Source organism: Sporomusa intestinalis, from assembly GCF_055383785.1.
In genome coordinates this window covers 4,392,499-4,410,293 of sequence record NZ_AP042390.1, presented here as the reverse complement: position 1 = coordinate 4,410,293, position 17,795 = coordinate 4,392,499, and the positions used below count along the sequence as shown (strand labels likewise).

Sequence of the window (17,795 nt, the reverse complement as noted above, 5' to 3'; positions counted from 1 at the left end):
CACAGGGGAGATGAAGTACCCTATGCTGACCCTTAATATTTCTCAGCAACCTGCTAAAATGGAGATAACAACAGTCCGCGCGGACAATAATTTAACGACAACCCCGCCCCGGCTGCTGCTTGATACCGAAGCGGCCACCGTTGAAATCCGCCAACCCAAGGGGGAACTGGAGATTGACTGGCGTCCGTTCCGGGCTTCCTACGGCATTAAGGACAGCGGTGAGTTTTCGCGGGACAACGCCGCCCGGGGCCAGCAGATCGCCCTGGAGACGATCGGCCGGATCGCCGATGAAGGCAACCGGCTGGCCCGGATCGAATCAGGCCAGGATGTAGTGGCGGAACTGGCCACCGAGGCCAATACCCCGTCGACGCCGGAGGTAGTCTGGACCTGGTTGGAACCGCCGGCGATCAAATATACCGCCCATCAGCCGGAATTCCGCCCGACCCCGGCCCGGTTCAGCACCGAGCTGATCCGGGGGACGGTCAATATCGACTATGAGCCGTACCAGTTCAATCTCCGCATGGTCCAATACCCCAGCATTACAATGTGGGTTACCGGTTATAATGACATCGATATCAGGGCGTAACTAAGGGGGATCCTATGCTTATACAGTCTACCCGTTTTGGGGAAATAGAGGTTGCCGACGCCGAACTTATCCGGTTTCCCGCCGGTCTGCCGGGATTCCCGGCCGAACATGCCTTTGCTTTTCTGCCGTACCAGCCTGACAGCCCCTTTGCTTTTCTGCAGTCGGCGACAGACCCGGATCTGAGTTTCGTTATTACCGATCCGTTTCCGTTTTTTAAAGACTACAGCTTCAAGCTTGAAGACGCAATCCTCGCTGAGCTTGGTCTGGCTGACGACAATCTGCCGCGGATTGTCAATATTGTCCGCATCCCGGAAAAAACGGAAGAAATGACAGCTAACCTGCTGGCCCCCATTGTCATCAACTGGGCTAGCCGGATGGCGATGCAAATAGTTCTGGAGAAATCTCCGTACACGGTCCGGCACCGCCTGTTTCCCCAGGGCCTGCCTATTCAGGCTGACAAAGGGGGTAAGTAGATATGCTTGCTCTTACCCGTAAAGTTGGCGAGCGGATTGTCATCGGTGACAATATTGTGCTTACCGTTGTCGATATCAAAGGCGACAGTATCCGTCTGGGCATTGAGGCCCCGAAAGAGATCAAGATCTACCGGGGGGAGATTTATGACGCGATTGCGGCCGAGAACCAGCAATCGGCTCAGCCGGTTGATTTGAGCAAGATGGAATTTTTAAAAGGGATTACGAAAGGATAACAGGGCGCACCAGCGTCCTTTATGTGCTTTCATGAAAGAACGGAGGGTTAAGCCTATGAATGCGGTTAATACTGCTAATGCCTATAAAAATCAGCAGATTATGACGGCCTCCCCGGAAGAACTGACACTGATGCTGTATAATGGCGCTATCCGGTTTGTTGCTGAGAGTATGCAGGCACTGGAAGCAGGCAATCTGGAAAAAGCCAATACGTCCAATCTGCGGGCCCAGGATATTGTGCGGGAGTTTATGTGCACCCTGGACATGCAGTATGAAATATCACAGGGGTATTATAAATTATACGATTATATTGAATACCGCCTGATCCAGGCCAACATCAAAAAAGACAGAAGTCAGCTGGAAGAAGTGAAAACGATGCTGACCGAGCTGCGCGACACCTGGAGCCAGGCCATGAAAACCGCCAAAGCCCAGCGGGCCGTGGCCCGGTAGTTGAGTACAGGCTGTGCAGAATATAAGAGACCGGAAACAAAGGCAAACCTTGTTTCCGGTTTTTGTTTTTGGTATAAAATACCGCTAATTTTTGACAAAGTTTTTAGGAATAGATGAAAATGGGAGATCAAGCGAGAAAAATCGTATTATAGGAAAATAATTTCCTATAATCAGCGATTTCAGCCTTAAGTATCTTAGACAAGTTACCGATATTATTAGTGGGAAGATCAGTAGCCGTCTCTCCTGTACCGGCCGGACAGGAAGACAGCCACTGAAATACATTCTGCCGGGCAAGGATGCCCAGGCATAAAAACATCAGGGAGGAATAATATCATGATTATCAATCACAATATTGCGGCTCTGAACACCTACAACCGTTTGTCCGCCAATAACAACCAAACCAGCAAATCACTGGAAAAACTGTCCTCAGGTCTTCGCATCAACCGTGCCGGTGACGACGCTGCCGGTTTGGCCATCAGCGAAAAAATGCGCGGCCAGATCCGTGGTCTTGACCAGGCTCAACGGAACTCGCAGGACAGCATTTCCTTGATCCAAACTGCTGAAGGTGCGCTGAACGAAACTCACAGCATTCTCCAACGGATGCGCGAACTGGCTGTACAGGCCGGTAATGACACCAATACTGAAGTTGACCGTGGTGAGATTCAAAAGGAAATTAATCAGTTGACTGACGAAATTGATCGTATTGCCAATACCACCGAGTTCAATACCCAGAAACTGATTGACGGCAGTAAAAAAGGTCTTGTGGAGGCTGAAAAATCTAAAACTACCATTCAGCTTAACACAAGAGCAGAAATCAAAATTAATGATACAACAACCGCTTCGGATATTGCTACGAGTGGTACGATCATTATTACCCGTACTTTAGTCACTGGTGGTACAGTTGAGTATAGCGGTGCCAATGCTCATTTTGATATTGGAAATCCGGCTGGAATTACTGCAAGTATTACGGATGGGGATACGATCTCCTTTGGTGGAAGCGACATTCAACTGACCGGTTCGTTAGCTTCGCTGGCTGTGGGTGAAAGCATTACTATCAGTGTCAAAAAAGCGGTAACTGCTCAAACTACTGTTGGTGATTCTTTGAGCATGCAAATTGGCGCTAATAGTGGTCAGAATATCCTAATCGGCATGAACTCAATGAAAGCTGAGGACCTTGGGGTTCGCGGTACAGATGCAAAAGCTTTGGATATAAGCGATTATAAAAAGGCAACTGCTGCAATCACTACTATCAATAATGCAATTGAACTGGTGTCTGCTGAACGTTCTAAATTAGGTGCTGTCCAAAACCGGTTGGAACATACTATTAACAACCTGAGCGCTTCCAGTGAAAACCTCACTGCTGCCGAATCACGCGTACGCGATGTAGACATGGCTAAAGAAATGATGAATTTCCAGAAAAATAACATCCTTTCTCAAGCCGCTCAAGCTATGCTGGCTCAGGCTAATCAACAGCCGCAAGGAGTGCTGCAACTTCTCCGGTAATCCGAATTATATCATCTATAGAGGCCAGAGTGCATACTCTGGCCTCTACTTATAAGAAAGGACAGTCGGCATAATGAAAATTTCGGCCTGCATGATTGCGAAAAACGAAGAGAAAGTAATTGCCCGTTGTATTAAAAGCTACCATGCTGCTGTGGATGAAATCATTGTCGTTGATACCGGTTCCACAGACCAGACAGTTGCAATTGCGAAACGGTTAGGTGCTAAAGTATTTCAACTTAGATGGAACGATGATTTTGCAGATGCAAAAAACTATGCCATTTCGAAAGCCAAGGGCGACTGGATTGTTTTTTTGGATGCCGATGAATATTTTGTCAACGACACTGGCAGTAACCTGCGGTCTTATTTGAGAAAACTGGATAAGGATTTTAATTGTGTAGCCTGCAAAATGATTAACATCGATGAAGCCAGTCGGCAAATTATCAATGAAATTACGCATGTACGGCTATTCAAGAATGATAAACAGATCCGCTATGTTAATCCTATTCATGAAATGTTGTATAACTTTCGTAAGCGTTCAAAGCTGAATGCCTGCCTAGCAGATAAGCGGGAGCTTCTCATCTATCACACTGGCTATTCTGAGGGCAAACAGCAGGAAAAAGCACGAAGAAACCTGACTCTATTATTGCGGCAGTTAACCGGTGATATTGCTGTCAAACCGGAATATTATTATTACATCGCAGATTCTTATTTTACCTTGGACGAGTGGGATAAGGTCATTAAATATATACGTTTGTTTTTGGATAGTGGGATCGATTTAGTCGCTCATAATGTACGAACGCACAATATTTTAATTGATGCGATGATGCAGCTTGACTATCCCGGCAGTGAGGTTATGAAGGAAGTAGATATTGCTATCGGCAAATTCCCTCAGCATCCGCTATTTTATTTTTACAAAGGAAAATTATTATATGATTCTAAGCAGTATGATGCTGCTTCTGGTATGTTACGGCAAGCTTTGCATTTACATGAAAACTATCAGGATATCGAAGTAAATTCGCTGGCCGTTAATCTTACCACAATTTATACTTTGATGGCGACGGTCAGTGAGTTCCGCAATGCTTGCGGTACGGCAGTTGAATATTATCTTAAAAGCCTGCAATTGGACAAATTGGATGTACTGAGTTTTGACCGTTTATTAAAGTTGATCCGGAACCAACCGGTTCAGGATATTATTTCCTTTCTCAATACTATTTATGACATAGACAATGAAGCCGATTTGGAATTTCTGTCTACCCGTTTGGTGAACCATGCGGCGCCCAGAGTTCTGGCTTACTATACAAGTTTGCGGGAGAAAAAGTGCCCGAAACAAGACTGCGTAGTTTTACAAATGTTGGTAGCTAATAAATATTATGACAAAGCATTTGCTGCTTCATTAGACTGCTATGTGCAGGATCGAGACGAGCGTTTAGCAGTTGTGGCAGCAACGGCGGCCATGCTCAGTGGCAACGAAAGGTATATTGCGCAAGCTGTGGAACAATTGCCTTCTGCCTATGCCAAACTACTCAAAGCTTATGATGGAGAGTTTATGTTTTTGTCGGATGAAGACAAAACGCCTTTCCTTAATTTGGTACGCACCTTTAGCCTTTGGGCCAATGAAATCGAACTGAAGAAGCTGCTTAGTTTGGCTGATCAATTCCCGGGCGGTATGGCCGCTGTAGGCAGTCTGTTTATAAAAGAGGGATATTATCACGCCGCGTTGCAATGTTACGATTATGTGGTGCAACGCGCTTTGGTTGAAAGCACTCCGGTACATCCGGCTTTGTATTATAATCAGGGCTACTGCCTGCACCGCCTGAGTAACCCGGTTGACGCTACTGTAGCTTTTCTTAAGGCTTATGATGCAGGCTATCGAGGTAATGATATTTATGAATTTTTGCGTTGGAATTTTAGCATGCTTGATGCGTCCGGTAGTATAGGAGTGCGAATTGCTGAAATATTGCAGGATAAGACTAATTATAATGTCTAAATCAGAGAAAAGAAGGGTTACAAATGAAGGTAGTTATACTTGCGGGCGGCTTAGGGACACGTATTAGTGAAGAATCGCATTTGAAGCCGAAGCCTATGATCGAAATCGGGGAACGTCCGATTTTATGGCATATTCTCAAATACTATTCTGCATACGGTTTCAATGAATTTATTATCTGCTGTGGGTACAAAGGTTATGTGATAAAGGAATATTTTGCTGACTACTACCTTCATGGCTCAGATGTAACCTTTGACTTTACGGACGGCGGCAAAATGATTGTTCACTCCAATGGTTCTGAACCGTGGAAAGTGACGGTCGTCGATACCGGTCTTAACACCCAGACCGGCGGCAGAATCAAACGCATTCAAAAGTACGTTGGTGAAGAACCATTTATGTTGACCTATGGTGACGGTGTGGGAAATGTCGATTTGAACACACTGCTTGCCGAGCACAAAACCCTTGGGCACATGGCAACACTGACAGCGGTGCAGCCGAGCGGACGCTATGGCGTACTTGACCTTGATGAAAATAAAAACCTTGTTGTCGGCTTCCGCGAAAAAGCGCGGGAGGATACCAATTGGATTAACGCGGGGTTTATGGTATTGGAACCCGGGGTTTTTGATTATATAGACGGTGACAGCACGGTATTTGAGCGTGATCCCATGGAACGTATGACCCAGAGCGGCAAGCTCGGCGTGTACAAGCACTACGGTTATTGGCAATGCATGGATACCCAGCGGGATAAAGGCGCCCTGGAACACTACTGGAACAGTGGCAATGCGCCGTGGAAGTTGTGGACTTGATGGGTGTGCCGAAAATCAGTGTAATCATGCTGACATATAACCGCGAAAAGCTCGTCGGGCGAATGATTGAATGCATCCTCGCCCAGACGTTTTACGATTTTGAGTTTATTATTGTGGACAATGGTTCGACCGATCGTTCTGGTGCGATTGCCGACGAATATGCTGTGAAGGATTCTCGTATTCGTGTCCTTCACCGCCAGCGCGGCAATATCGGCTCCGGGCGCAATGCAGGACTTGATGCAGCACAAGGTGAATACATAGCCTTTGTTGATGATGATGATAGCTGCGATCCGGATTTTCTGGAATTTTTGTACAAATTAGTGGTCGAAACCGACGCTGAGGTTAGTATTTGTGGCGCGGCAGACAAAATATTTGACGAACACCGCGTAATGACTGCCGAGGAAGCATTGGTTGAGCTAATGTGGCGCAAAAAATACAACATGGCTTTTCCAACCAAGCTGTTCTCACGGAATCTTGCCGCTCACATCCGCTTCCCGGAGGGTGACAAGTATGACGACATTTCGCAAATGCACTGTCTGCTTGCTTTTGCCAACCGCGTTGCCTATTATGGCTTGCCTAAGTACACTTTTTATAGGCACGAAAGCAACAACTCCGCATGGACAACGAACCATAGCCTGCTTGAGCCGGATACGCTGGACGAATATCTTGCTGCCTACCGGATGCGCACGGAATGGCTATCGGAGCGGTTTCCGGTAAGTGCGGTGGTTTGGCGGTATTTTGAATGGTCGTTTATGATCAGCATGGTCGAGAAAATTCACAGATTAGAGATTAAGGATTGTGGGCGGCAATTAGAAGCGATGCTTCGGGAATTGCGGACTTATCGCACGGATTTTTTTAACAGTAATTGTACACTAGCCTTTGAAAAAGAATGGCTAGAAAAATATGTATGATGTTTTTCTTAAATTGTGTGGATTCGCTTATCTAACGGCTTTTGGTATCAGGAGATTGCCCGCAAATTAATCTCTTTAGAATATTATTTCCTTTGTTTTTGAACAGTATAAATGCAGGTAAAGGCAAAGCACACGTCCGAACCATGATATTAACACATTATTTTTGTTTGAGAAAAAGAGTCACCTAAGTCGAAAGGAGTTATGTGAGTCATGAGGTATGCCAATTATTGCAATACAGGAAAAACCAGCATTAACATAGGTGATTATTTACAATTTCTTGCCATAACATATTTGTATGAGCAGATGGGAATTGAGGAGAGGGAGCTTCAGTATATTGGGTTACAGGACGTTATAGATTATGATGGCGAAGATATTGTGCTTCCGATTAATTTTACTATTAACAATTTTATCGTTAATGGAAAAATTGCAATTTCACCTCGAATTACGCCGGTTTTTCTGGCTGTGCAACTAATTGCGCTTGATTCTTATCTCGATATTGATCGCTTTCTGCAAGACGAGCATAATCATGCCTATTTCCTGCGCTATGCACCAATAGGATGCCGTAATGAAGTCTCGTATCATTATTTCAAAAAATATGGTATTCCGGCATATATTAACGGTTGTCTCACAACTATTTTTCCAAAATGTAAGGAGCCTGCCGGTGGAGCCGTTATTTTTGCAGATGTGCCCAAGAGTGTATTGCCATGGATTCCCTCGTCGATATTGGATTCTGATGTGTCATTTACAACACAACAGTATATTTTTCATGAAGACGAAATAAAAGATTATAAAAATATTTTTCGTTTTGTGAAATCAAAGTATGACTTTTACCAAAAAATGGCGCGATTAATTATTACATCGCGGTTGCATGTTGCGTTGCCCTGTACGGCTTTTGGGATTCCGGTAGTATTGGTAAAAGATAAGGTGGATATCCGTTTTTCGTTTATTGAAAAATATATTCCTATTTATGATAGAGATCACTATCAAGATATCAACTGGTTCCCGGCAGTGCCTGATATTGAGCCCATCAAGGAAAAACTCATCAATTTTGCCATTGAACGAATCAAAGTTGCTGGGACTGCTGGGGAATGTGCAACCAAGGGAGCTTGGTTGACCTCTCTGTTTGAAGCCAGGGAGAAAAGGCTCCACTATGAAGACCCGCATAAGGTTACACACCAAAATGGATATCGATTTGAGGAATATGCTAGTAAATATTGGAAAAATAAAAACGGTGAACCCATTTGTTATGCACTGTGGGGAGTAAGTGCTAACAATGCTGATTACTGGAAAAATCTTATTGAAACAAAATTTCCAAACGCACAACTAGCAGCCGTATTTGACCGGCATCGGAACGAGAAGTTGCTTGGACTTCAAATGAGCTCTCCGGATACTTTGAAAGATATGGACGACATTTGTGTTATTGTGTGCGCCGTGGGTGCAACAGAAGATGCGTTAGCGTTATTTCAAGAGATTGGTCTGAATGAAAGCCGCTATTGTATCGTAGCCGACTGTTTTGTGACACAAGATGATATTAGAAACAAGAGGGTGGCTTCGCGATGATATATACCTGAACGGATTTATCCTTGACTTTGAACGTGAACCCGTATTGGTCTAAGCGGACAGAACAAATGGGTACGCAGTATAGCAGTATAATGATTGCTTCAGTGCCCCCCAATTTATTTTTCTGGAGATTTCGTTAAACGAGGTATGAGATAATGGCATGTATTAAACCGTCCTATAATACCAACCGTGCGGTTTTAGGTGAACAACTACCGCTACATACGCCTTTTTCGATTATTTTAGACATTAGTGAGCGTTGCAATTTTCGGTGCAGCTATTGTTTCCGGGCAGGGGAAAAGGACGAAAGCTGGGGCTTTGCAGCAGCGGAAGGTTTGATGTCTCCGGTGATTTTTGAACGTGCCGTGAAACAAATTATGGAGTTTCCACAAAAGTTAAAGGTCATCTCATTGTCGGGGCATGGTGAGCCGTTGTGTCATCCCGACATTGTAGATATGGTGGGATTCTTGAAAAAAATGGATGTCACTGAACAAATTGATATGCATACTAATGCGTCACTGTTAACAGAAGAAAGCGCTGTGCGTATCGCGCAAGCGGGATTTACGCGTATTGTCGTTTCACTGCAGGGGCTGGATGCTGCAGCATATGAGCGCACCTGCAGAGCGAAGATCGACTTTCGGCGGTTTTATGACAATTTGAAGCTGTTATATAAGAGCAAAGATAAAAAATTACGGATTCATATAAAAATTGTCGATGTTGCACTGGGGAAAATGGATGCTAAGGATGGTGAGCGGCGTTTTTATGAGCTGTTTGGCGATATTGCCGATGATGTGTTCGTCGAAAAAACAGTTCCGCTGTGGAAAAATATAGCGTTTGCCCCTGGAGACATGGTGAATAAATTCGGGTACGAATTTAGTAAAGTGGATTACTGTCCATTGGTGTTTTATAAGATATGGGTAGCCCCTGACGGTGCAATCTATTCGTGTACCAATCTGCCACCGCCGCCGAGTCTTGGCAATATTTGCAATACAACCTTGCAAGCGGCGTGGAATAGCCGTCAGCGGTTGGACTTTTTAAAGGAACATCTGCGCTTAACTCGTCATAAGCATACTCCTTGTGCAGGATGTTTTGTGCCGGTAAATACGGTTACATCGTCTGAGGATGTTCTTGATTCTTATAAAGATGCGATACTAGACCGGTTGGAGAGCGTCGGAACCTGATACGATCATGATATGAATATATTCTTGTTTAAAGTTCGAGTGCGCCCCTATCCGAAGCGGCCATCCAAATAGGTAAACCTCTTCAATATAAAAAATATGAATAAAAGAAAGGAATCGTATACATGGGAGAAGTGAAAAATTTTGCCTGGCCTGCTACGGCTATCAGCAAGGAAGATTACGATGTTGTCTTGCATTGCATTCATAATAACGCCGATCTTTTTAAAAACAAGAAAATCATGATTTTCGGAGCCGGAATCAGAGGTGCGCTCATATCCGTGATTCTGGAAGCTGAAGGATTTAGTGATATTTTATTTACTGATAATAATGCGGAAAAATGGGGAGGCGTTATTGACAAATATCCTATTGTCTCACCGAAAACTGCTTTCAATATGCTGGAGGAAATCATAATACTCATTTCAACAGAAGAAGGATACCCTATAAAAGAGCAGTTAGAAAAAACAGGTCTTATAGAAGGTGTTAACTTTCTTTTTCCCCAGTCAAATTTATATGATAAATATATGCTTGAATTTAAAAGAAGAGTTAACAATGAAATATTGATCGTGGGAGACTGCATGTTCGAAGTGATATCATTTCACGATATCAATAAAAATTCATTAACTGAAATAATTGTTCAAAAAATAGGATACGAAAAAGTAAAATTATTAACAATGCATGGTATGGGTATGCGGGCATTCTATCACGTTTTAAAGGCTCAGGCAGCTATGGGTATGCAGCCTGATGTTTTTGTAGTTATGATTAATTTTGAAACATTGACAGGCAAACAGCATCTATTGCCCAGATCCCAACATACCAAACTAATTCGCCAGGTGTTTAATGTAGTAAAAAACTCGGATGACGGTGAGTTAGAGGAGTATGTAAAGCTTACGGAAGAGAGAGTTAAGAATATACAAGCTGAATTTTTTACCACTCACAAGTTTTCAGCCGATACAGTTACGAACAAAACGGGGGAAATTAGCAGTAAAGCAGCTAAACTTTTTTTTAAGTTGAATTATATGTACAAGCTTAATCCGGAAATAGAAAGCATTCAATATTTAATTAAAATTTTAAAATATGCAAAAAAGCAAGGATTTTATGTATTATCGTTTGTCCCCCCGGTTAATTACGAACTGGGAACAGAATTATTTGGTGAAAAGTTTGAAGAAGCGTATCAATACAATTTAAAACTTGTAAATAATATAATAGAAGAACATGGCTGTGAACTACTCGACTTGAGTCATATTTGTCATAAAGAGTTGTTTGCAGCAAGCTCGACACCTGATGAAACTACCAATTATGAAGGCCGGAATAAGATTGCAGACAAAATTATACAGGAAATAAAAAGAATGCAGGAGACAGGATATGAAAAGTAAAGCATTAATTTTAGAGATATTAAGCGAAATACAGGATTGTAGTGATATACGAAATGATACGCTGTTACTGGAAGAAGGAATTTTGGATTCATTAAGTATTGTATTTTTAGTCAGTGAATTGGAAACAAGGTTAAATATTACAATTCCTTTAGAAAATGTAGTGGAGAGTAATTTTAAAAATATTGATTCTATAGCGGCATTTGTTTTAGATTGTGCAAGCAACAAAACAACCAAGTAAGTAAAATCAGATATTGTCATAAACAATATTGTCGGGGGCGGGTGCCTATATGAGCAAAAGCGTACTGGAATATTTGGAAAAGACGGCAACTGATTTTCCGGATAAAGTTGCCTGTGCATATGAAGAGACAACTTATACGTATTGTGAACTGCAATTAAAAGCTAAGGGTGTTGCGAGCTATTTAATAAATATTTGTTGTCCACAGGATCCTATTGTTATTTTTATGGAAAAAAGCTGTGAAACCTTAATAGGCTTGTGGGGGGTTGTGTATGCAGGCTGTTGCTATACTGTTATTGATCCCAGCCTGCCGGTTGAAAGAATAGGCACTATTATCAGTATGTTGAAAACAAAATGTATTATTTCAACAACAGGCAACCTGTCTAAAATTCAGAAACTAGGATTTAATAAAGAAATTTTGGATATAGAGTATCTGCTAGAGAAAACTACCTTCCCGGATGAGGAAGATAAGTTAGCTGAAATTAGGGAGAGTGTGTGTGATATAGACCCGTTATATATTATGTTTACCTCCGGGTCGACTGGAACGCCTAAAGGTGTTGTTGTCAATCACCGCTCCGTCATAGACTTTATTGATCATTTCACACAATTATTTCATATACAGGCAGATGATATTCTCGGAAATCAGGCGCCATGGGATTTCGACGTTTCAGTCAAAGATATTTATTCCGCTGTAAAAGTGGGGGCGACTTTAGAGATTATTCCTAAAAGAAAGTTTTCATTTCCAAAAGAACTGATCGACTTGCTTGAAGAGAGAAAGGTCACAACTTTAATATGGGCGGTATCCGCCTTGTGTATTTTATCGTCAAGAAATGCTTTCCAATATAAAGTGCCCGGATTTATTAATAAAGTTATCTTTAGCGGCGAAGTGATGCCAATAAAACAATTGCATATTTGGAGAAAAACATATCCAAATGCCGTCTTTGTGAATGTATATGGGCCAACAGAGATTACTTGTAACTGCCTTTATTATATAGTGGAAAAAGAGTTTGCTGAAGAGGTGCTGCCAATAGGCAAGCCGTTCCCCAATGACAGAGTGTTTTTGCTTGATGAAAATGGCAGATTAATAGAAAAAAATGATACAGGCAAAATAGGTGAAATTTGTGTTTCCGGTACATCCGTATCTATGGGATATTATAATAATAAAACGGATACGGATGTGAGCTTCATACAGAATCCGTTGAATCAAAGGTTTGTGGAGAGAATTTACTGTACGGGAGACTTAGGGTATTATAATCAAAACAATCAGCTATGTTTTTCATCTCGAAAAGACTTCCAGATTAAGTATATGGGCCACCGGATCGAATTAGGAGAAATTGAGAGGGCTATTGATGCTATTCGCGGCATCGTCAGAACGTGTTGTATCTATGACGGGAATAACATACTATGCTTCTATGAAGGGGAAACTGTAAAAAACGAAATTATAAAAGAATTAAATCAAAAATTACCTAAATATATGATACCAACAAAATTTGAACAGTTAGCATCAATGCCTATCACAAAAAACGGTAAAATCGATAGAACAATGTTGCTGGATAGTTTGAAAAAGGAAGGTGGCTTATAGTATGCTTGCATATAATCAATTGGCATATATTGCAGAACAATATAAAACGCCTGCATATATTTTTGATATAGAGGAATTAACGCAAAGAATGCAGTCTATAAGGGAAATAGCGGGAGAGGATATCGGACTTTGTTTTGCCATGAAAGCCAATCCTTTTCTGGTTCACTATATAAAGCCTTTTGTCGATAGGCTGGAGGTCTGCTCGCCGGGGGAGTTTGCTATTTGCGAACGTGAAAACCTGAATATGCAAAGCATTGTGTTATCTGGGGTATATAAGAATAGCAATGATATAGAGTATACTATGCAGTTGCAGAACAGTATTGGTAGGTATACGGTAGAGTCCATGCAGCAATGGGAACTGCTGGCGGAATGTTCAAAAAAAATGAAAAAAAAATATCAGTATTGCTGCGTCTTACAAGCGGAAATCAGTTTGGCCTGGATGCGACAGATATTTATAGGATTATTTCTGCAAAAACGGAGTATCCACATGTTAATTTAAAAGGAATACAGTATTTTTCCGGTACGCAAAAGAAAAATATGGGGCAGGTTGCAAAAGAGATAGAAGAAATGGACCGGTTTTGCGGCCACTTATTTGAGAAGTATGGGTATAAGGTACAGGAGGTAGAATATGGGCCGGGGCTACCCATCGAATATTTTTCAAAGGAAGCGGCTAATCAAAATTTTTCTATATTAGAGCAGTTGATGGATTTACTGGCACCTGTTAGAAAAAAGTATAAAATAACGCTGGAAATGGGGAGATATTTTACTGCCACATGCGGAATATATCTATCCCAAATTGTGGATGTGAAAATAAATAAAAACCAAGGCTATTGTATCATTGACGGAGGAATTCATCACATAAATTATTATGGCCAGATGCTGGGCTTGAAATCGCCTAAGGTGAATGTAATAAAAGGCAGGCATGAATGCTTGTCTACAGATATAAAAGAATGGACTGTATGCGGTGCTTTATGCACTATAAACGATATAGTACTGAAAAAGTATCCCATGAGCAATCCCGGTATTGGGGATTTGCTTATTTTCCATAATATCGGGGCCTATTCCATTACAGAGACAAGTTACTTGTTCCTGAGCAGGGAAATGCCGCTTGTATTAGCTAGCTTTAAAAATAAAGGAGAAGAGATAAAGATAGAAGTCTTGCGAGAGAGAATAAAAACGGATAGATTTAACTCAAGACAACAGTCAATGGAGAGGGAAGTATGAAACATATTATTTTTGGCGGTTTTGATTACGCTGTCCGCTATGAGATGGATCAGGATGCAATTTTTCGTGGGATTGACTACTTTGTGGACAATAATCCTGACCTGGTTGGCACTACATATCTCGGAAAAGAGATCAAACATCCTGCTGAGCTTTTGCACGAGGACAAGGATGATATATTAATTTTGATTGGCTCCATTGTATACCGTACGGAGCTTTCATTTCAACTCAGGGATATGGGATTTGAAGAAAACAAGCATTTTATGTGGGCTATTAGTTTTTGCGGTGATGAAAAGTGTCCAAGGTTATGGAAACACATTGAGTGGAGTGATAGGGCGGCAAATGCTGCCAGCTTAGAAGTGACTGAAAAAAGCGAAGAGAAGCTCCTCGCTTTACAACTTGCGGCAAGAATGATTGATTTTAGCAAGATCGACACCTTGATTGACTTAGGTGCAGCAAATGAGCGGGTCAAGGTATTTTTGCCGGAAAATATCCGATATATCCCTGTAGATTACATACGTTATTCGGATCAAACGATATTATGCGATCTTAATAAATATGAATTTCCCCCCACCGAAGGCTATGATCCCAACACTACTTGTATATTTTCGATGAGCAATATTCCATACTGTCGTGATTGGCGTTGGTATCTTGAAATGATTTCTAAAAGTTGTAAATTTCTGATTTTTGGGAAGCAGGACTTTGCCAGAATGACCAGAGAATATCGCAAGACTCACTGGACTTATTATCACGCGGCTTTTAATCATGAGTATATTTTACATATGCTTAAATTAGGATTTGACCTAACAGATGCAATTGATTTTAGGTTAAGGCAGGAAATTTATAAGTTTGAAAAAAGAAGGGCTAAAGGATAAATGCACAATGATCTATATTCGCACATATGCCTATAATGCTGAAAAGACGTTACAACGGACTGTGGACAGCGTGCTTAATCAGACACATCAAGATTTTATCTATTATTTATGTGATAATGGTTCGACTGACGGGACACGCAAAATTATCAAGGAATACGCAAACCGTGACACCCGCATCAGATCATTTTACAATACAGTAAATCACGCTCATCAGGAAACGGAAGAGTGCCTGTTCTTGCCGTACAATATCGAAGAGAATGATTTCTTTTGCACTCTTGATGCCGATGATGAATATCTACCGACCTTCTTTGAAGAAATGCTTGCGTTCATTGATAAATATGATCTCGACATTGCCGCTTGCGGGAGCGATTTTCTAAGCGTTGCTGATAACAATGCATTACAAGGACAGCGCTTGCTGCCCCAGAATTTGATATTGGAGGGAACTGGATTTTCCGACTATTTTCCACTTTATCATCAGTTTGTGAGAACTACTTGGGGAAAACTATACAAAGGCTGGACTTTGCGCAATATGGTGCAGGATGTAAATACACCTGGTTTTCCCCGTATATACGGCGGAGATACCTACAATGGCTTGCGTATATTTAGCGATGCGAAACGCGTTGGGATTTTATCGAGATCTTTGCATAAGTATTATGTATCGTCTAAATCTATTTCCTATATGCTGAACCCTGAGAGGGTTCGGAACGACCAAATTTTACACGAAGCTGCTCTTGACTACCTAAAACCATTTGGTGGAATCAATCCACGCAACGAGGATTTCCTCTATGCAGTATATCTTAATGCACTCAGGGATACTTTGAAGGTTCTGCTGAATGCCAATATATCCATTACGAAAAAACTGACAGGCTTAATTGAAATGTTCACTTGTGAGTACACAAAAAAGCTGATAGCACGGGGGAACTTCGGAGCATATATTGGACAAGCACAAGAATATCAGCATTTCCGTAAAGAGTTTTGCACAGTAGTTGCTAACTGGCTGCTTTCACTTAGCGAGGTACCGGACGAGCAGGTAGAGGATTACTGTAATATTGGCGAGCTTGCTTGTGCAGCGGCAGAGTATCCCGAAGGGTGGGTATCTTTTAATAAGCTTAGAATAAGGATATATATGGGACAAGGTCGAATCGAAAAAGCAAAAACGAAGTTGGCCGAGTTAGAAGAATTACTGCCGGATGATGAGGATATTCGAGTATTACGTACAGGGCTACAGGGCTAAGGAGGGGGTCAGGTTTGATTTATTGATGGATTGACTTATTTATAGTCTTGTGATTATAACAATAAGTATTTGGATAATATTATCAAAGATGAAAAGGAGTCCAAGCCGAGTGGGGACATTTCCAGATTGACATAAGATTTGACGTACATCCATCCCCGTAATACAATGGAAACAGGAGATGAGCGTGTGCAGGGGATGGACCACTGCCAACGTTGTCACATAACAAAAGAAAAGAGGCAGCTCAGCATGAGCGCCCCCAATAAATTATGAGAATGTCAGGTGGAGAAGTTCCCGGTACTTACTGTTCCAACAGTTTGGTTAGTTCATTTATAGGAATGGCCGTGCATTGGGCAACTGCCAGGGGCAAGTCTTGGTTAAGCATAGCCCGGGCAACTTCGAGCTTGCCTTCGTGTTTGCCTTCAAGCTTACCTTCACGCCAGCTTAAATGATCCTTATACGTATATTCGCGCTATTCGTTACGTAATGGCATACAGTCCTTCACCTCTAAAAAATTGTTCTTAGGTTTATTATACCAAAAGATAAAGAATTTAGGATATAGAAATTAGAATTATGCAAAAGGGCAAAAGTACGCACAGGCGGCATTTGAAACATGAGCTTTACCTGGTCCAGTACGGCCCAATTTCCTTTCTTTGTACGGCTTGACGGCACATTCGGAAAAGGCTAGTACGGAAGTGAACATTTCATTGTGTACCCTTATTGACGGCCGCATCAATTATGGAAGCACTTTGGCCCCGGTTGGTTCCTGTGAGAACACGAAAATAAAAATATTGGTAACGAAAGTTATCGTTTGGTATTGTTGCAAAAAGTCGCTTAGATTCATGAATTCCGTTCCTTTTTCAGGTATTCAAGTGGCTTATCCCCCCCTCATTGCCTATTGCGAATTTGGGCGGGTATAACAACCTGGCTTTTATTCCTACCTTTACCCTTCAGTTATACCAAACATGCTGTGACCTCTCTCTGATTTTTGTAGTAACATTTTATGATTAGTCATACCTTAAGTTAATTGAGCAGGAATTTTGTGGTGTCTATTGCAGCCAATAACCCCAGGGCTGCTTTTTTGCTTTTGGCGAGGTCGATGAGTGAGACTTGGTGGAGATTGCGAAGAGGCTGACAACTATTTTTACATAATTCACTAAAGAAAAATGAAAAATTACCGATAATATAAGTGATAACGCATAAATTGAGGTGTTTATTGCATGAACTTGTTGAAGCCGGCTGAAGTTGCAACTAACTATAATAGTAAGGCCTATAATCCCCAGTTGGAGGGAAAGGCCGGCGGTGCTGTTGACCAGGACCTGCTGCCAGTGAAAGAGGCTGAGGCGGAAAGCGACCGTGACAAGCTGGAGGCCATGTCGGCTGAAATGACGAAATTTATGCAGCTGGCAAATTCGGATATTCAGTTTCAATTGCATGAAGAAACCAAAAAACTCATAGTGCAGGTTGTTGATACCAAGACCAATACGGTGCTGAAAGAGTTTCCGCCTCATGAATTTCTCGATACCATTGCCAAAATTCGGGAATTCGTGGGCTTTTTACTGGATAAAAAGGCTTAATTACTGATATATTGCAGGTGCT

General features: G+C 41.9%; 18 protein-coding genes. All 18 read left to right on the top strand.

Translation table 11 applies throughout. The features are described from left to right. Nucleotides 1–10 precede the first annotated feature (10 nt). Nucleotides 11–586 (top strand): DUF6470 family protein, encoded by a 576-nt coding sequence (locus ACZ481_RS20525; RefSeq protein WP_464767194.1) that lies wholly within the window; start codon nt 11–13, stop codon nt 584–586. Between the two features lie 14 nt (nt 587–600). Further along, the gene (fliW, locus tag ACZ481_RS20520) at nt 601–1,059 is read left to right on the top strand and encodes a flagellar assembly protein FliW (RefSeq protein ID WP_464767193.1); all 459 of its coding nucleotides are present in this window, start codon (nt 601–603) and stop codon (nt 1,057–1,059) included. A gap of 2 nt (nt 1,060–1,061) precedes the next feature. Beyond that, nucleotides 1,062–1,292, top strand: coding sequence for a carbon storage regulator CsrA (gene csrA / locus ACZ481_RS20515; RefSeq protein WP_464767192.1), 231 nt, complete (start codon nt 1,062–1,064; stop codon nt 1,290–1,292). A gap of 55 nt (nt 1,293–1,347) precedes the next feature. Next, nucleotides 1,348–1,740 carry a flagellar export chaperone FliS gene (gene fliS / locus ACZ481_RS20510; RefSeq protein WP_464767191.1) on the top strand — a complete coding sequence of 131 codons (393 nt, stop codon included), beginning with the start codon at nt 1,348–1,350 and terminating at the stop codon, nt 1,738–1,740. A gap of 333 nt (nt 1,741–2,073) precedes the next feature. Beyond that, on the top strand, nt 2,074–3,243 hold the full coding sequence (locus ACZ481_RS20505) for a flagellin N-terminal helical domain-containing protein (RefSeq protein WP_464767190.1): 1,170 nt from the start codon (nt 2,074–2,076) through the stop codon (nt 3,241–3,243). Between the two features lie 91 nt (nt 3,244–3,334). Continuing rightward, a complete protein-coding gene (locus ACZ481_RS20500) occupies nt 3,335–5,230 on the top strand; it encodes a tetratricopeptide repeat-containing glycosyltransferase family 2 protein (RefSeq protein ID WP_464767189.1) in 1,896 nt (631 codons plus the stop codon). A 23-nt stretch (nt 5,231–5,253) separates the two neighbouring features. Continuing rightward, nucleotides 5,254–6,033 carry a glucose-1-phosphate cytidylyltransferase gene (gene rfbF / locus ACZ481_RS20495; RefSeq protein ID WP_464767188.1) on the top strand — a complete coding sequence of 260 codons (780 nt, stop codon included), beginning with the start codon at nt 5,254–5,256 and terminating at the stop codon, nt 6,031–6,033. After that, the gene (locus tag ACZ481_RS20490) at nt 6,015–6,944 is read left to right on the top strand and encodes a glycosyltransferase family 2 protein (RefSeq protein ID WP_464767187.1); all 930 of its coding nucleotides are present in this window, start codon (nt 6,015–6,017) and stop codon (nt 6,942–6,944) included. The genes rfbF and ACZ481_RS20490 overlap by 19 nt, the downstream gene beginning before the upstream one ends. 210 nt (nt 6,945–7,154) lie before the next feature. Continuing rightward, nucleotides 7,155–8,504, top strand: coding sequence for a polysaccharide pyruvyl transferase family protein (locus ACZ481_RS20485; RefSeq protein WP_464767186.1), 1,350 nt, complete (start codon nt 7,155–7,157; stop codon nt 8,502–8,504). A gap of 155 nt (nt 8,505–8,659) precedes the next feature. Further along, nucleotides 8,660–9,682, top strand: coding sequence for a radical SAM/SPASM domain-containing protein (locus ACZ481_RS20480; RefSeq protein WP_464767185.1), 1,023 nt, complete (start codon nt 8,660–8,662; stop codon nt 9,680–9,682). A 122-nt stretch (nt 9,683–9,804) separates the two neighbouring features. Further along, nucleotides 9,805–11,052 carry a hypothetical protein gene (locus tag ACZ481_RS20475; RefSeq protein WP_464767184.1) on the top strand — a complete coding sequence of 416 codons (1,248 nt, stop codon included), beginning with the start codon at nt 9,805–9,807 and terminating at the stop codon, nt 11,050–11,052. Beyond that, nucleotides 11,042–11,290 carry an acyl carrier protein gene (locus ACZ481_RS20470; RefSeq protein ID WP_464767183.1) on the top strand — a complete coding sequence of 83 codons (249 nt, stop codon included), beginning with the start codon at nt 11,042–11,044 and terminating at the stop codon, nt 11,288–11,290. The genes ACZ481_RS20475 and ACZ481_RS20470 overlap by 11 nt, the downstream gene beginning before the upstream one ends. A gap of 49 nt (nt 11,291–11,339) precedes the next feature. Beyond that, the gene (locus ACZ481_RS20465; protein WP_464767182.1) at nt 11,340–12,869 is read left to right on the top strand and encodes an amino acid adenylation domain-containing protein; all 1,530 of its coding nucleotides are present in this window, start codon (nt 11,340–11,342) and stop codon (nt 12,867–12,869) included. 1 nt (nt 12,870) lies between these two features. After that, nucleotides 12,871–13,368 carry a hypothetical protein gene (locus ACZ481_RS20460; protein WP_464767181.1) on the top strand — a complete coding sequence of 166 codons (498 nt, stop codon included), beginning with the start codon at nt 12,871–12,873 and terminating at the stop codon, nt 13,366–13,368. Beyond that, nucleotides 13,272–14,093 carry a type III PLP-dependent enzyme domain-containing protein gene (locus ACZ481_RS20455; RefSeq protein ID WP_464770666.1) on the top strand — a complete coding sequence of 274 codons (822 nt, stop codon included), beginning with the start codon at nt 13,272–13,274 and terminating at the stop codon, nt 14,091–14,093. Before ACZ481_RS20460 ends, ACZ481_RS20455 begins: the two co-directional genes overlap by 97 nt. Beyond that, nucleotides 14,090–14,965, top strand: a complete 876-nt coding sequence (locus ACZ481_RS20450; RefSeq protein WP_464767180.1) for a hypothetical protein — start codon at nt 14,090–14,092, stop codon at nt 14,963–14,965. The genes ACZ481_RS20455 and ACZ481_RS20450 overlap by 4 nt, the downstream gene beginning before the upstream one ends. After that, on the top strand, nt 14,940–16,199 hold the full coding sequence (locus ACZ481_RS20445; protein ID WP_464767179.1) for a glycosyltransferase family 2 protein: 1,260 nt from the start codon (nt 14,940–14,942) through the stop codon (nt 16,197–16,199). Before ACZ481_RS20450 ends, ACZ481_RS20445 begins: the two co-directional genes overlap by 26 nt. Nucleotides 16,200–17,416: 1,217 nt before the next feature. Next, complete coding sequence (locus ACZ481_RS20440; RefSeq protein WP_464767178.1) at nt 17,417–17,773, top strand: flagellar protein FlaG; 357 nt, start codon at nt 17,417–17,419, stop codon at nt 17,771–17,773. Nucleotides 17,774–17,795: the final 22 nt, after the last annotated feature.

Excerpts from the sequence above, each read along its gene's own strand:
- ACZ481_RS20525 (WP_464767194.1), top strand. The coding sequence starts at position 11 with ATGAAGTACCCTATGCTGACCCTTAATATTTCTCAGCAACCTGCTAAA.
- fliW (WP_464767193.1), top strand. The coding sequence starts at position 601 with ATGCTTATACAGTCTACCCGTTTTGGGGAAATAGAGGTTGCCGACGCC.
- csrA (WP_464767192.1), top strand. The coding sequence starts at position 1,062 with ATGCTTGCTCTTACCCGTAAAGTTGGCGAGCGGATTGTCATCGGTGAC.
- fliS (WP_464767191.1), top strand. The coding sequence starts at position 1,348 with ATGAATGCGGTTAATACTGCTAATGCCTATAAAAATCAGCAGATTATG.
- ACZ481_RS20505 (WP_464767190.1), top strand. The coding sequence starts at position 2,074 with ATGATTATCAATCACAATATTGCGGCTCTGAACACCTACAACCGTTTG.
- ACZ481_RS20500 (WP_464767189.1), top strand. The coding sequence starts at position 3,335 with ATGATTGCGAAAAACGAAGAGAAAGTAATTGCCCGTTGTATTAAAAGC.
- rfbF (WP_464767188.1), top strand. The coding sequence starts at position 5,254 with ATGAAGGTAGTTATACTTGCGGGCGGCTTAGGGACACGTATTAGTGAA.
- ACZ481_RS20485 (WP_464767186.1), top strand. The coding sequence starts at position 7,155 with ATGAGGTATGCCAATTATTGCAATACAGGAAAAACCAGCATTAACATA.
- ACZ481_RS20480 (WP_464767185.1), top strand. The coding sequence starts at position 8,660 with ATGGCATGTATTAAACCGTCCTATAATACCAACCGTGCGGTTTTAGGT.
- ACZ481_RS20475 (WP_464767184.1), top strand. The coding sequence starts at position 9,805 with ATGGGAGAAGTGAAAAATTTTGCCTGGCCTGCTACGGCTATCAGCAAG.
- ACZ481_RS20470 (WP_464767183.1), top strand. The coding sequence starts at position 11,042 with ATGAAAAGTAAAGCATTAATTTTAGAGATATTAAGCGAAATACAGGAT.
- ACZ481_RS20465 (WP_464767182.1), top strand. The coding sequence starts at position 11,340 with ATGAGCAAAAGCGTACTGGAATATTTGGAAAAGACGGCAACTGATTTT.
- ACZ481_RS20460 (WP_464767181.1), top strand. The coding sequence starts at position 12,871 with ATGCTTGCATATAATCAATTGGCATATATTGCAGAACAATATAAAACG.
- ACZ481_RS20450 (WP_464767180.1), top strand. The coding sequence starts at position 14,090 with ATGAAACATATTATTTTTGGCGGTTTTGATTACGCTGTCCGCTATGAG.
- ACZ481_RS20440 (WP_464767178.1), top strand. The coding sequence starts at position 17,417 with ATGAACTTGTTGAAGCCGGCTGAAGTTGCAACTAACTATAATAGTAAG.